The sequence below is a fragment of the Streptomyces sp. NPDC050806 genome, from assembly GCF_055586425.1.
On sequence record NZ_JBVJIF010000009.1, the window covers coordinates 278,372 to 292,350 of the forward strand.

Consider the following 13,979-nt stretch of genomic DNA (forward strand, 5'->3'; position numbering starts at 1 on the left):
CATGTTCAGCACAGTCCTGGTCGCCAACCGCGGCGAGATCGCGGTCCGCGTCATCCGCACCCTCCGGTCCCTGGGCATCCGCTCGGTCGCCGTCTTCAGCGACGCGGACGCCGAAGCGCGGCACGTACGCGAGGCGGACACCGCCGTACGCATCGGCCCCCCGCCCGCGACGGAGAGCTACCTCTCCATCGAGCGCCTCCTCGAAGCGGCGGCCCGTACGGGCGCGGAGGCGATCCACCCCGGCTACGGCTTCCTCGCGGAGAACGCCGCGTTCGCGCGCGCGGTCACCGACGCCGGCCTGGTCTTCATCGGCCCGCCCGCCGACGCGATCTCGCTGATGGGCGACAAGATCCGCGCGAAGGAGACGGTGCGGGCCGCGGGCGTGCCCGTCGTACCGGGCTCCTCGGGCAGCGGCCTGACCGATGCCGAACTGGCCGCCGCCGCACGGGAGATCGGCATGCCGGTGCTCCTGAAGCCGTCGGCGGGCGGCGGCGGCAAGGGCATGCGCCTGGTCCGCGACGAGGCGCTGCTCGCGGACGAGATCGCGGCGGCCCGCCGCGAGGCCCGCGGCTCCTTCGGCGACGACACCCTGCTGGTGGAGCGGTGGGTCGACCGCCCGCGCCACATCGAGATCCAGGTCCTGGCCGACGGGCACGGCAACGTCGTCCACCTCGGGGAGCGCGAGTGCTCACTCCAGCGCCGCCACCAGAAGATCATCGAGGAGGCGCCGAGCGTCCTGCTGGACGAGGCGACGCGCGCCGCGATGGGCGCGGCGGCCGTGGAGGCGGCCCGCTCGTGCGGATATGTCGGCGCGGGCACCGTCGAGTTCATCGTCCCCGGCGACGACCCCGCCTCGTACTACTTCATGGAGATGAACACCCGCCTCCAGGTCGAGCACCCGGTCACCGAGCTGGTCACGGGCCTGGACCTGGTCGAGTGGCAGCTACGGGTCGCGGCGGGCGAGGAACTGCCGTACGGCCAGGACGGCATCACCCTCACCGGGCACGCCGTCGAGGCCCGGATCTGCGCCGAGGACCCCTCCCGCGGCTTCCTGCCCTCCGGCGGCACCGTGCTCGCGCTGCACGAGCCGTCCGGCGACGGGGTGCGGACGGACTCCGGCCTCTCGGAGGGCACGGAGGTCGGCTCGCTGTACGACCCGATGCTGTCCAAGGTGATCGCGTACGGCCCGGACCGGGCGACCGCGCTGCGCAGGCTGCGGGCCGCGCTCGCGGAGACGGTCATCCTCGGGGTGCCGACCAACACCGGCTTCCTGCGCCGCCTGCTGGCCCACCCGGCGGTCGTGGCCGGGGAGCTGGACACCGGCCTGGTGGAGCGCGAGGCGGACGGCCTGGTGGACGGGGGCGTGCCGGACGAGGTGTACGCCGCCGGGGCGGCGGTGCGGCAGGCGGCGCTGGAGCCGGCCGCTTCCGGTGCCGGCTGGACCGACCCGTTCTCCGTGCCGAGCGGCTGGCGCATGGGCGGCGAGTCCGCCCCGCCCGCCTTCTGGCTGCGGGCGCCGGGCCAGGAGCCGGTACGCGCCGCAGGACGGGGCCGGGTCGCCGAGGACCGGGTGGCCGTCACCGTCGACGGCGTACGCCACACCTTCGTACGGGCCGGGGAGTGGCTCGGCCGGGACGGCGACGCCTGGCACGTGCGGGACCACGACCCGGTGGCGGCCACGCTCGCCGGGGCGGCCGGCGCGCACGGCGCCGACTCGCTCACCGCGCCGATGCCCGGCACGGTCACGGTGGTCAAGGCAGCGGTCGGGGACCGTGTCACCGCCGGGCAGGGCCTGCTGGTGGTGGAGGCGATGAAGATGGAGCACGTCATCTCCGCGCCGCACGCCGGCACCGTCGCCGAACTCGACGTGACGCCGGGCAGCACGGTCGCCATGGACCAGGTGCTGGCCGTGATCACCCCCGACGAAGCCGATGCGCGGCCCGCCTCGGTCGAGGAGCTGTCATGACCGCCGCCGGACTGCCGATGCCCGTCCCCTCGCCCGGCCTGCCGGCCCGCGTCCGTATCCACGAGGTCGGGGCGCGCGACGGCCTGCAGAACGAGCAGGGCGTCGTCCCCACCGAGATCAAGGCGGAGTTCGTCCGCCGGCTGGCCGCCGCCGGGCTGGACACCGTCGAGGCGACCAGCTTCGTGCACCCCAAGTGGGTGCCCCAACTGGCCGACGCCGAGCAGCTGTTCCCGATGGTGCGCGACGTCCCCGGGGTCCGGCTGCCGGTGCTCGTACCGAACGAGCGCGGCCTGGACCGGGCGCTCGCCCTGGGCGCGGACCGGATCGCGGTCTTCGGCAGCGCCACCGAGTCCTTCGCCAAGGCCAACCTCAACCGCACGGTGGACGAGGCGCTGGCGATGTTCGCGCCGGTCGTCACCCGCGCCAAGGAGGCGGGCGCGCACGTGCGCGGCTACCTCTCCATGTGCTTCGGCGACCCCTGGGAGGGCCCGGTGCCCGTCCCCCAGGTCGTCCGGGTCTGCCGGGCGCTGCTGGACCAGGGCTGCGACGAGCTGAGCCTGGGCGACACCATCGGCGTCGCCACGCCCGGCCACGTCACGGCCCTGCTCACCGCCCTGAACGAAGCGGGCGTCGGCACGGACGTGCTCGGCGTCCACTTCCACGACACCTACGGACAGGCGCTGGCCAACACCCTGGCCGCGCTGCAGCACGGCGTCACCACCGTCGACGCCTCGGCGGGCGGCCTGGGCGGCTGCCCGTACGCCAAGAGCGCCACCGGCAACCTCGCCACCGAGGACCTGGTGTGGATGCTCCGCGGCCTCGGCATCGAGACCGGGGTCGACCTGGAGCGGCTGACCGCCACCAGCGTCTGGATGGCGGAGCGGCTGGGCCGGCCGAGCCCGTCCCGCACCGTCCGCGCTCTCTCCTCCTCCCTCGACTCCCACAAGGAGTGACCCCCATGTCACTGGACCACCGCCTCCCCTCCGAACTGGAGGAACTGCGCACCACGGTCGAGGCGTTCGCCCACGACGTCGTCGCGCCGAAGATCGGCGAGTTCTACGAGAACCACCAGTTCCCCTACGAGATCGTGCGCGAGATGGGCCGGATGGGCCTCTTCGGGCTGCCCTTCCCCGAGGAGTACGGCGGCATGGGCGGCGACTACCTCGCGCTCGGCATCGCCCTGGAGGAGCTGGCCCGGGTCGACTCCTCGGTGGCGATCACCCTGGAGGCCGGCGTCTCGCTCGGCGCGATGCCGCTGTACCACTTCGGCACGGAGGAGCAGAAGCAGACCTGGCTGCCGAAGCTCTGCTCGGGCGAGATGCTGGGCGCGTTCGGGCTGACCGAGCCCGAGGCCGGCTCCGACGCGGGCGGCACGAAGACCACCGCGCGGCTGGACGCGGCCACCGACGAGTGGGTGATCAACGGCAGCAAGTGCTTCATCACCAACTCGGGTACGGACATCACGGGCCTGGTCACGGTCACGGCCGTCACCGGCCACAGAGAGGACGGCCGCCCGCTGATCTCCGCGATCATCGTGCCCGCCGGCACCCCCGGCTTCACGGTCGCGGCCCCGTACTCCAAGGTCGGCTGGAACGCCTCCGACACCCGCGAGCTGTCCTTCTCCGACGTGCGCGTCCCGGCCGCCAACCTGCTGGGCGAGGAGGGCCGGGGCTACGCCCAGTTCCTGCGCATCCTGGACGAGGGCCGGATCGCCATCGCGGCGCTGGCCACCGGTCTCGCGCAGGGCTGTGTGGACGAGTCGCTGCGGTACGCCAAGGAGCGGAAGTCCTTCGGGAAGCCGATCGGGGCGAACCAGGCCATACAGTTCAAGCTCGCCGACATGGAGATGCGCGCCCACACCTCCCGGCTGGCCTGGCGCGACGCGGCCTCCCGGCTGGTGCACGGCGAACGCTTCAAGAAGGAGGCCGCACTGGCGAAGCTGTACTCCTCGGAGATCGCGGTCACCAACGCCCGCGAGGCCACCCAGATCCACGGCGGCTACGGCTTCATGAACGAGTACCCCGTCGCCCGTATGTGGCGCGACTCCAAGATCCTGGAGATCGGCGAGGGCACCAGCGAGGTCCAGCGCATGCTGATTTCGCGGGAGTTGGGGCTGTAACACCCCTCCGGGCGGGCTCCGGCGCGGAGCCCGCCCGCTCGGTCACCGGCTCACTTCGCCGGCCAGGGGATCTGCGGCGACCGGTAGTAGTCGATGCCCAGCGCCTCCCACCGCGGCGCCTGCGCGGCGATCCGCTCGCGGTACGACTCCCAGTCGTGCCCGGCCGCCGGGGACCAGCCCAGCTCCGCGATGCCCGGCAGCCGGGGGAAGGCCATGAACTCGACCTGGTCGCTCTCCGACAGCGTCTCGGCCCACATCGGGGCCTCCACGCCGAGGACGGAGTCCGCGGGCGCGCCCGCCAGATAGCTCCCCGGGTCCCAGTCGTAGGAGCGCTGGACCGACACGTACCCGGCCCAGTGCAGCCCGTACGGGGTGTCCTTGTTGTACTGCATGTCCAGGTAGGACCGGTCGGCAGGCGAGACGACCAGCCTCGTGCCCTTCTTCGCGGCGTCCACCACCTGCGCCTTCTCGTCGGCGCCCGTCGCGTCGTAGCCCCAGTACTGCGCCACCGCGCCCTCCACCGGCGTCGCGCCGGTCAGCTGGTGCCAGCCGATCACCGTCTTGCCGTACTTCGCGACCACCGGCTGCACCTTGTTCATGAAGGTGACGTAGTCCTCGTGGCTGGTGGAGTGCGCCTCGTCGCCGCCGATGTGGAGGTACGGGCCGGGCGTCATCGCCGCCAGCTCGCGGATCACGTCGTCCACGAAGTCGTACGTCACCTGCTTCGGCACGCAGAAGGAGCTGAAGCCGACCTCGGTGCCGGTGTAGAGCGGCGGGGCGACGCCGTCGCAGTTCAGCTCGGCGTACGAGGCGAGCGCCGCGTTGGCGTGGCCCGGCATGTCGATCTCGGGGACGACGGTCAGATAGCGGCTCTGCGCGTACCGGACGATCTCCTTGTAGTCGGCCTTGGTGTAGAAGCCGCCGGGGCCGCCGCCGACCTGGGTGGAGCCGCCGTACGTGGTGAGCCGGGGCCAGGAGTCGATCGCGATGCGCCAGCCCTGGTCGTCGGAGAGGTGCAGATGCAGCTTGTTGATCTTGTAGAGCGCGAGCTGGTCGATGTAGCGCTTGACCTTGTCCACGGAGAAGAAGTGGCGGGAGACGTCGAGCATCGCGCTGCGGTACTCGTAGCGCGGGGTGTCGGTGATCGTCCCGGCGGCGATCGTCCAGGGCCCGGGCTGCGCCGTGCGCCGCTCCGCCGCCGGGGGCAGCAGCTGGCGCAGCGTCTGGACACCGTGGAAGAGACCGGCCGCGCGTGCCGCGGTGAGGGTGACGGCCCGGCCCGTGACGGTGAGCCGGTAGCCCTCGGAGCCGAGCTTCCGCGCCTCGGGCGCCCTGGACGCGAGCCGGAGGACGATGCCGTCGCCGCCCCGCGCGGTGACGGGGAGCGCATAGCCGGTCGACGGCCGCAGCACACCCGCCAGGTACTCGGCGACCCGCTTCGTCTCGCCGGTGGCCCCGGGGATCCGGATGGCGGTCCGGTCCGTGAGGCGGTGCGCGCCGGGGGCCGGGCGGACCGAGACCGGCGCGGGGACGACGCGGTCCAGGGGCACGGGGTCGGCGGCGGGCCGCGCGGCGGCAGGCGCCCCGCCCGCCGTGCCGAGGCCGGCCGCGGCCACCAGGAGGAGGGAGCAGAACAATCGGTGCGGTCTCACGAGTGACACGGGTGATCCCTTCGGCGGGCTTCGTGCAGGGCATGGAGCAACCGAACGCTCACCTTGCGTACCGTGCGTCCCACCGAGGGTCAAGGTGTAGACCATTTCCGGTTCGGCCGGTCCGGGCGACTCGACGACACGCCTGCCCGATATCGGGCAGATTTCTTGCGAAAGCGCGCCCGGCACCGCAGTATCGACGGGTGCTCGATCGTCGTCCGTCCCACGAGGACCTGGTGGAACACCTGGTACGCAGTACGCCGCTGCAGCGCGGCGAGGCGGTCCGGGTGATCCAGGACGTCCTCGCGTACTTCGACGAGACGACCGAGGTGTTCGTACGCCGCAGACACCGCGAACTGCAGGGCCAGGGCCTGCGCAACGACGCGATCTTCGAGCGGATCGCCCACGAGCTGCCGCACCGCGCCGTGGCCCCGCCCGAGCTGTCGATACGTCAGCTGCGCCGCCTCGTCTACGGCTGAAGCAGCGGAGCACCACGAACCATCGATCAGGGAGGGTCCACCCATGTGCGGAATCGTCGGATATATCGGAAAGCGTGATGTCGCTCCGCTGCTCCTGGAGGGTCTGCAGCGCCTGGAGTACCGGGGTTACGACTCCGCCGGCATCGCCATCCACGCCTCCGGCAAGGCCGGCGGGCTGAAGACCGCCAAGGCCAGGGGCCGCGTGCGGGAGCTGGAGTCGCGGCTGCCGAAGCGGTTCGCCGGCACCACCGGCATCGCCCACACCCGCTGGGCCACCCACGGCGCGCCCAACGACGAGAACGCCCACCCGCACGCCGACGCCGAGGGCAAGGTCGCGCTCGTCCACAACGGCATCATCGACAACGCCGCCGACCTGCGCGCCCGGCTCACCGCCGAGGGCGTGCAGTTCGCCTCCGAGACCGACACCGAGGTCCTCGCGCATCTCATCGGCCGCTCCGAGGCCGGCACGCTGGAGGAGAAGGTCCGCGAGGCGCTGCGGCACATCGAGGGCACGTACGGCATCGCCGTGCTGCACGCCGACTTCGCCGACCGCATCGTGGTCGCGCGCAACGGCTCGCCCGTCGTCCTGGGCATCGGGGAGAAGGAGATGTTCGTCTCCTCCGACGTCGCCGCGCTGGTCTCGCACACCCGCCAGGTCGTCACCCTCGACGACGGCGAGATGGCCACGCTCAAGGCCGACGACTACCGCACGTACACCACCGAGGGCTCCCGGACCACGTCCTCCCCGGAGACCGTCGAGTACGCCGCCGAGTCCTACGACATGGGCGCGCACGACACGTACATGCACAAGGAGATCTCCGAGCAGGCGGACGCGGTGGACCGCGCGCTGCGCGGCCGGATCGACGACCGCTTCTCCACCGTGCACCTGGGCGGCCTGAACCTGGACGCGCGCGAGGCGCGCGGCGTCCGCCGGGTCAAGATCCTGGGCTGCGGCACCTCGTACCACGCGGGCCAGATCGGCGCGCAGATGATCGAGGAGCTGGCGCGCATCCCCTCGGACGCCGAGCCGGCCTCAGAATTCCGCTACCGCAACCCGGTCGTGGACCCCGACACGCTCTACGTCGCGGTCTCGCAGTCCGGCGAGACCTACGACGTGCTCGCCGCCGTCCAGGAGCTCAAGCGCAAGGGCGCGCGGGTGCTGGGCCTGGTGAACGTGGTCGGCTCGGCGATCGCCCGGGAGACCGACGGCGGCATCTACGTGCACGCCGGGCCGGAGGTCTGCGTGGTCTCCACCAAGTGCTTCACCAACATGGTGGTCTCCTTCGCGCTGCTCGCGCTGCACCTGGGCCGCATCCGCGACCTGTCCGTGGCGGACGGCAAGCGGATCATCGACGGCCTGCGCCGGCTGCCCGAGCAGATCACCGAGATCCTGGAGAACGAGGCGGAGATCAAGAAGCTCGCCGAACTGTATGCGGATGCGAAGTCGATGATGTTCATCGGCCGCGTCCGCGGCTACCCGGTGGCGCGCGAGGCCTCGCTGAAGCTCAAGGAGGTCTCCTACATCCACGCCGAGGCGTACCCGGCCTCCGAGCTGAAGCACGGCCCGCTGGCGCTCATCGAGCCGGCGATGCCGACCGTCGCGATCGTCCCCGACGACGACCTGCTGGAGAAGAACCGCGCGGCGATGGAGGAGATCAAGGCCCGCAGCGGCCGCATCCTCGCCGTCGCGCACGCGGAGCAGGAGAAGGCGGACCACACGATCGTGGTCCCGAAGAACGAGCCGGAGCTGGACCCCATCCTCATGGGCATCCCCCTCCAACTCCTCGCCTACCACACGGCCTTGACCCTCGGCCGCGACATCGACAAGCCCCGCAACCTGGCGAAGTCCGTGACGGTGGAATAGCAACAAAAAAGATCACCGGGCGCCGCAACCATCAATTGAGGAACCACGATGGCGAGCACCCGGTCCGCGAGAGCGGCTGGGGGCACCTCCCAGCGGTAGCTGGGGGAGGTTTAGCCGCAAAGAGTGAGGTGGACCTCCGGTCGCGCCACCATACGAGCCGGGGGTCCACCTCACGGTGCCGGCGTCGCCCTAACGCCGGCAGTGATGCCGCCTCCCCGGGAACCGTCACACCCGGGCGGCAGCACGCTGTGTGAAGGGCTTGTACCCCTCACAAGCGCACAACCCACCTCTACGAGTCAGTAGATTTGTCGACTACTACCGGGGGGTGACGTCTCGTCACGGCATACCGACGCCCTGGAGTGGACGAGGGTACGAGGCCGAATACGTACGGTGTGGACGGGCGGGCCGCCGTCACGGCACGACGATCACCGGTCGCTGCGCGCGGCGCGCGAGCCGCCCGGCGACCGATCCGAAGATCCGCCCGACGATGCCGTGCGTGGAGCCGACCACGATGGCGTCGGCCGCGTACTCACGGCCGACCTCCTCCAGTTCGTGGCAGATGTCGCCGCCCCGCTCGACCAGGATCCAGGAGAGCTCGGCGAGATGGTCGGCGCAGGCCAGCTCCAGCCCCAGGACCTCCGTACGGTGATCGGGGACGTCCACGAAGACGGGCGGCTCGCAGCCTGCCCAGACGGTCGTGGGGAGCCGGTTGGCGACGTGGACGATGATCAGCCCGGAGCCCGAGCGCCGGGCCATGCCGATGGCGTAGGCCAGGGCACGCTCGCTGGAGACCGAGCCGTCGAAGCCGACCACCACACCGTGCTGGAAGGCGGGGTCGCAGGAGTGGTGTGACTGTTCCGCCGCTTCGAGGTCCGCCATCGGATCGGCGACCTGCTTGCGGTCCGCGGGTTCGGGGAATTCGTGACCGGCCATGAGTGTCTCGGCGAAGGGGAGCCCTCGTGCCCAGAGGCGGAGGGGAACGGCGATTGACTTGTTCGGGCAGTTGACTGAACTGGGCGGAGAGCGGGGCGACGGCGATGGTTCAATGCCGAACAATACGGCCGGGAATCATCTTCCCAACCCCTTACCCCAAGAGTACGGCGCCACTCCTCCCCTGCCCAGAGTCTCCGTAAACGGCGCTTGTCCCTTTTGACCGGACAGCGCCCCCGAACGTTCCCCGGAGCATGCCGGAGCGTCGCGCCGTTGGCAATGGCCTCCAGCGCGTTCATACGGAGGCCGCCGGTCCGATACGGAGACCCCTGTTCCGGTACGACGGCCTCTGCTCCGTCCGAACCCCTCGCGGTGACTCCCCGTGGCCACCGGCGTTGTTCCAGTGGTCCCGCGCGGTCGGTGCGGATCACTCGGAAGGAGACCCCCTTGCCCGGTACGCCTCACCCGCCCGTGGACCCGGTGAGCGATGTGGTCCGCTGGGCCTCGTTCAGCTGCGCACTGGTTCCGCTTGTCCTCCTCGTGTGCGGCTCGTCGCTCGGCGGGGCGGCCGGCACCGCCATCGGGCTCACGGCGGTCACGTGCGCCTGCCGGGCGCTGCTGCGGCAGTCCGAGCGGACCGCCGCCCGGCTGGCCGTCGAACGGGCCTCCGTGCACCGTGGACGGCACGGCAGGACGGGCCTGGGGGCGCACCGGGGCGGGCGCCACGGCGGGGGGCGCACGCCGGGGGATTGAGGCGCTCACGCACGAGTGCGGGGGTGCTCGCGCGGGCACCCGCGACCCTTTTCAGCCAACTTCGACCCCCGGCACATCCCTTGGCAAAAGCGACCCTCAACCGCCCTTTGAACTGGACGGGAGGGACCGCACGGCGTGGTTGTACCCCGCGACGGACGGGCAGGCGCGTAAGGCGTACTTCCCAGCGGAGCCCACGAGTGGAACGCTTCGTGATCGAATGCTTCGCGCCAAGTTGCCATATCGACTTACCAGCAGGTGGTGAACTTGGCACTCCATCCTCACGGGACACAGTAGATTCGATCTTGGCAATCACGGCGGGGGAACAGTGCAGGACCGAGAGGGCGAGACGACCGAGGGGGGCTTAGTGCCATGAGCCAGGACTCCGCTGCCGTACCAGATGCCGCACGCAAGCTCGCCGCCCGACGACGCCGCGAAGTAGTCGCGGTGCTCCTCTTCAGTGGCGGCCCCATTTTCGAGAGCTCCATTCCGCTCTCCGTATTCGGCATCGACCGACAGGACGCGGGCGTGCCGAGGTACCGCTTGCTTGTGTGCGCGGGCGAAGATGCGCCTTTGCGCACGACCGGCGGACTGGAGCTTTCCGCTCCATACGGACTGGAAGCGATCTCCAGGGCAGGTACCGTCGTGGTACCCGCCTGGCGTTCGATCACCCAGGCGCCACCACCAGCCGCGCTGGACGCACTCCGGCGCGCGCACGAAGAAGGGGCCCGCATCGTCGGGCTGTGCACGGGCGCGTTCGTGCTGGCGGCCGCAGGGCTGCTGGACGGCCGTCCGGCGACCACCCACTGGATGTACGCACCGACGCTCGCGAAGCGTTACCCGTCCGTCCATGTCGATCCACGCGAACTGTTCGTCGACGACGGCGATGTGCTGACGTCGGCGGGCACGGCTGCCGGGATCGACCTGTGCCTCCACATAGTGCGGACCGACCACGGCGCCGACGCGGCCAACGCGCTCGCCCGCCGGCTGGTCGTGCCGCCCCGGCGCACCGCGTCGGAGCTGGGGCACCAGCGTTACCTCGACAGGTCATTACCTGAGGAGATCGGCGCCGACCCGCTGGCCGAGGTCGTCGCCTGGGCGCTGGAGCACCTCCACGAGCAGTTCGACGTGGAGACGCTCGCCGCGCGCGCTTACATGAGCCGCCGGACGTTCGACCGCCGGTTCCGCTCACTTACTGGGAGCGCTCCCCTGCAGTGGCTGATCACTCAGCGCGTACTGCAGGCGCAGCGGCTGCTGGAGACGTCGGACTACTCGGTGGACGAGGTGGCGGGCCGCTGCGGCTTCCGCTCCCCCGTCGCGCTGCGTGGTCACTTCCGGCGGCAGCTGGGCTCCTCCCCCGCGGCCTACCGGGCGGCCTACCGCGCCCGGCGGCCACAGAACGGCGCCGCGGAGCCACCAGGGGCCGCGGTCCGCTCGTCCGACCGGCCGGAGCGCCTGGACCGCACGGGGACCCCGGCGGCCGAGCGCTTCGGGGCGCACGCGCAGGTGCCGGGTCAGGGGGGTCCACTGGGCGCTCATGAACCGGGCAAACCGGAGTCGGACGCGTACGCGTCCCGGCTCGGGGAGCCCGCCGTCGGCCGCTCCACCGGACGCCCGGTGCTGCCCAGCCAGCGGGAGCGCCCCGTAGGGTGAGACGCATGAACGATCGCATGGTGTGGATCGACTGCGAGATGACGGGGCTCTCGCTGGCGAACGACGCGCTCATCGAGGTGGCCGCACTGGTCACCGACTCGGAGCTGAACATCCTGGGCGAGGGGGTGGACATCGTGATCCGTCCCCCCGCCGAGGCCCTGGAGACCATGCCCGAGGTGGTGCGTGACATGCACACCACCTCGGGACTGCTCGCGGAGCTGGACGGCGGGACGACCCTCGCCGACGCCGAGCGGCAGGTCATGGACTACGTCAGGAGTCACGTACCGGAGCCGGGCAAGGCCCCGCTGTGCGGCAACTCCGTCGGTACCGACCGCGGCTTCCTGCTGCGCGACATGCCGGAGCTGGAGGACTATCTCCACTACCGGATCGTCGATGTCTCGTCGGTGAAGGAGCTGGCGCGGCGCTGGTACCCGAGGGCGTACTTCAACAGCCCGGAGAAGAACGGCAACCACCGGGCGCTCGCCGACATCCGTGAGTCGATCGCGGAGCTGCGGTACTACCGGGAGGCGGTCTTCGTGCCGCAGCCGGGGCCCGACTCCGACACCGCCAAGGCGATCGCCGCCAAGCACGTCCTGCCCGCGGAGACCCCCGCGGCGGAGCGCGCCGGCGGATCGTGACGCAGCTCGCTCCCGGCCAGGGGGAAACCGGGAGCGAGCACCCCTTCGGACCCTGTACACTTTTCTTCAGCCGGTGGGGAACAAGACACCACACAGCACCGGCCATGGTGGGTATAGCTCAGCTGGTAGAGCACCTGGTTGTGGTCCAGGATGTCGCGGGTTCAAGTCCCGTTACTCACCCCAACGAGTGAGGGCCCCGGACGCTTTGGCGTCCGGGGCCCTCACTCGTTTTTCCTGCCCCGGGAGTTCGGGGTCCGGCCCGTCAGTAGCCGACCGTGAAGCGCTCGCCGGTGTGGCGGGGCCGCTCCAGCTCGTCCAGGAGAGCGACGGCGTAGTCCTCGGTGGAGATCCGGCTGCTGCCGTCCGCGTCGGTGACGAGGTCGTCGACGGCGGTGCGATAGCCGCCGGTACGGGTGCCGGGCTCGATCAGGGCCGCCGGGCTGAGGTTGGTCCAGCGCACGTCGGTGACGGTGCGGTAGAAGTCCAGCGCGTCGCCGTGCGCGTGCATGATCTGCAGCAGGAACTCCGGCAGCCCCTCGGCGTCCCAGACCCGCGTGCCGCCGGGCGTGCGCAGCGAGCCGGCGCCGCCGACCGCGATCAGCCGCGGCGCCGCGTCGCCCAGCTTCCGCAGACCGGCCACCAGGGACTCGGCGGAGGGCGCGATGGTGGCGACATGGCCCGGGCCGTCGCCGCCGCCGACCGCGCTGATCAGTACGTCCTGGCCTTCGGCGGCCGCGGCCACGGAGCCGGGGTCCAGGACGTCACCGGTGGTCACGGTGAGGTTCGGGTGGGTCCGGGTGAGCTTGGCGGGGTCCCGGACGACCGCGGTGACCTGGTGGCCGCGCTCCAGGGCCTCGTCGAGGACGCGGCTGCCGATGGTGCCGTTGGCGCCGAAGAGGGCGATCTTGGACATGGGGTTCCTCCGGTGAGCTGATTTCCGTTTTCCGTCAACGCTTGTGGCGGCTTCTTCTACGCTAGAGCCAGAAACTGGACATTCCGGGGTAGGAGTGAGACGAGAGATGGTGAGAATGCGACATGCACGGTGATGAGCGTCCGGAGGGCATCCCGGAGGTCCCGTTCTCGGCGCCCGCCGGGCGGCCCACCGGCGTGGAGGTCATGACGCTGGCCGAGCTGCGCGCCCGCGCCGATGTCTGCGCGCTGGCCGTGCCGCACCGCCCCGGCTTCCACCACCTCCTCGCGCTGGACGCGGGCCGGCTCTCCCACACCGCCGACTTCCGCGGGTACCGGCTGGAGCCGGGCGACTGGCTGTGGGTACGGCCGGGCCAGGTCCAGCACTTCGGCGACCTCACGGCGGCCGAGGGCGTCCTGGTGCTCTTCGAGTCGGGCTTCCTGGATCCGGCGACGGCCGCGGCCGCCCGGCTGGAGGACTGGTACGACCCGGCCGTGCGCCGTCCGGACGAGGCCGCCGGAGCGGCCGCGCGGGCCGCCCTGGACCATCTGCACCGCGAGTTCGGCGCGCTGTGCGGACTGCCGCTGGAGGCGCACCTGGACGTGCTGCGGCACCTGCTCTCGGTCCTGGTGCTGCGCGCGGCGCACCTGGTGCGGGACCCGGCGGGCGACGCCGCCGACTGCACGGCGACCGCGACGTTCCTGCGCTTCCGGGACGCCGTCGAGCGGGACTTCGCGGCCAGCCGCCGGGTCGCCGACTACGCGCGGGCGCTGGGCTATTCGCCGCGCACCCTCTCCCGCGCGACGGAGGCCGCCGCCGGCGTCGGAGCGAAGGAGTTCATCGACCGCCGGGTGGTGCTGGAGGCCAAGCGGCTCCTCGCGCACGGCGACCAGCCGGCGGCCGGGATCGCCCGCCGCCTCGGCTTCGAGGACGCGACCAACTTCAGCAAGTTCTTCCTGCACCGGACGGGGAGCACGCCGATCGCCTTCCGGCAGGGCGTACGCGGCGGGACGGCCTGAGC

Annotated in this window: 12 protein-coding genes and 1 tRNA gene; 10 read left to right on the forward strand and 3 right to left on the reverse strand. The window is 71.6% G+C overall.

Translation table 11 applies throughout. The features are described from left to right. Nucleotide 1: 1 nt before the first annotated feature. The 3 genes from ACZ6WH_RS28405 to ACZ6WH_RS28415 are packed head-to-tail and all read left to right on the forward strand — an operon-like array spanning nucleotide 2 to nucleotide 4,085. The gene (locus ACZ6WH_RS28405; RefSeq protein ID WP_469731714.1) at nucleotides 2-1,966 is read left to right on the forward strand and encodes an acetyl/propionyl/methylcrotonyl-CoA carboxylase subunit alpha; all 1,965 of its coding nucleotides are present in this window, start codon (nucleotides 2-4) and stop codon (nucleotides 1,964-1,966) included. Beyond that, the gene (locus ACZ6WH_RS28410) at nucleotides 1,963-2,919 is read left to right on the forward strand and encodes a hydroxymethylglutaryl-CoA lyase (RefSeq protein ID WP_469731716.1); all 957 of its coding nucleotides are present in this window, start codon (nucleotides 1,963-1,965) and stop codon (nucleotides 2,917-2,919) included. The genes ACZ6WH_RS28405 and ACZ6WH_RS28410 overlap by 4 nt, the downstream gene beginning before the upstream one ends. 11 nt (nucleotides 2,920-2,930) lie before the next feature. After that, nucleotides 2,931-4,085: an acyl-CoA dehydrogenase family protein gene (locus ACZ6WH_RS28415; protein WP_469731959.1), complete on the forward strand. Its 1,155-nt coding sequence runs from the start codon at nucleotides 2,931-2,933 to the stop codon at nucleotides 4,083-4,085. 50 nt (nucleotides 4,086-4,135) lie between these two features. On the opposite strand, the gene ACZ6WH_RS28420 is transcribed toward ACZ6WH_RS28415, so the two are convergent. Then, a complete protein-coding gene (locus ACZ6WH_RS28420) occupies nucleotides 4,136-5,737 on the reverse strand; it encodes a beta-N-acetylhexosaminidase (RefSeq protein WP_469731961.1) in 1,602 nt (533 codons plus the stop codon). Nucleotides 5,738-5,937: 200 nt separating this feature from the next. Between ACZ6WH_RS28420 and ACZ6WH_RS28425 the strand changes: the two genes are divergently transcribed. Together ACZ6WH_RS28425 and glmS are read left to right on the forward strand one after the other, a co-directional pair. Then, the gene (locus tag ACZ6WH_RS28425) at nucleotides 5,938-6,213 is read left to right on the forward strand and encodes a hypothetical protein (RefSeq protein ID WP_052867002.1); all 276 of its coding nucleotides are present in this window, start codon (nucleotides 5,938-5,940) and stop codon (nucleotides 6,211-6,213) included. A 43-nt stretch (nucleotides 6,214-6,256) separates the two neighbouring features. Continuing rightward, nucleotides 6,257-8,077, forward strand: a complete 1,821-nt coding sequence (glmS, locus tag ACZ6WH_RS28430; RefSeq protein ID WP_469731718.1) for a glutamine--fructose-6-phosphate transaminase (isomerizing) — start codon at nucleotides 6,257-6,259, stop codon at nucleotides 8,075-8,077. Nucleotides 8,078-8,488: 411 nt separating this feature from the next. On the opposite strand, the gene ACZ6WH_RS28435 is transcribed toward glmS, so the two are convergent. Next, the gene (locus ACZ6WH_RS28435; RefSeq protein ID WP_361562806.1) at nucleotides 8,489-9,010 is read right to left on the reverse strand and encodes a universal stress protein; all 522 of its coding nucleotides are present in this window, start codon (nucleotides 9,008-9,010) and stop codon (nucleotides 8,489-8,491) included. 444 nt (nucleotides 9,011-9,454) lie between these two features. Here ACZ6WH_RS28435 and ACZ6WH_RS28440 point away from each other — a divergent pair, with 444 nt between their 5' ends. From ACZ6WH_RS28440 to ACZ6WH_RS28455, 4 genes are all read left to right on the forward strand, one after another. After that, a complete protein-coding gene (locus ACZ6WH_RS28440) occupies nucleotides 9,455-9,760 on the forward strand; it encodes a hypothetical protein (protein WP_361562804.1) in 306 nt (101 codons plus the stop codon). A 369-nt stretch (nucleotides 9,761-10,129) separates the two neighbouring features. After that, a complete protein-coding gene (locus tag ACZ6WH_RS28445; RefSeq protein WP_469731720.1) occupies nucleotides 10,130-11,410 on the forward strand; it encodes a GlxA family transcriptional regulator in 1,281 nt (426 codons plus the stop codon). A gap of 5 nt (nucleotides 11,411-11,415) precedes the next feature. Then, nucleotides 11,416-12,048, forward strand: coding sequence for an oligoribonuclease (gene orn / locus ACZ6WH_RS28450; RefSeq protein WP_469731722.1), 633 nt, complete (start codon nucleotides 11,416-11,418; stop codon nucleotides 12,046-12,048). Nucleotides 12,049-12,155: 107 nt separating this feature from the next. Beyond that, nucleotides 12,156-12,231, forward strand: a tRNA-His gene (locus ACZ6WH_RS28455). Nucleotides 12,232-12,310: 79 nt separating this feature from the next. On the opposite strand, the gene ACZ6WH_RS28460 is transcribed toward ACZ6WH_RS28455, so the two are convergent. Next, nucleotides 12,311-12,961 carry an NAD(P)-dependent oxidoreductase gene (locus ACZ6WH_RS28460; protein ID WP_469731724.1) on the reverse strand — a complete coding sequence of 217 codons (651 nt, stop codon included), beginning with the start codon at nucleotides 12,959-12,961 and terminating at the stop codon, nucleotides 12,311-12,313. Between the two features lie 122 nt (nucleotides 12,962-13,083). Between ACZ6WH_RS28460 and ACZ6WH_RS28465 the strand changes: the two genes are divergently transcribed. Further along, entirely contained in the window at nucleotides 13,084-13,977 is an 894-nt protein-coding gene (locus tag ACZ6WH_RS28465) for a helix-turn-helix domain-containing protein (RefSeq protein ID WP_469731726.1), read from the forward strand. Nucleotides 13,978-13,979 lie beyond the last annotated feature (2 nt).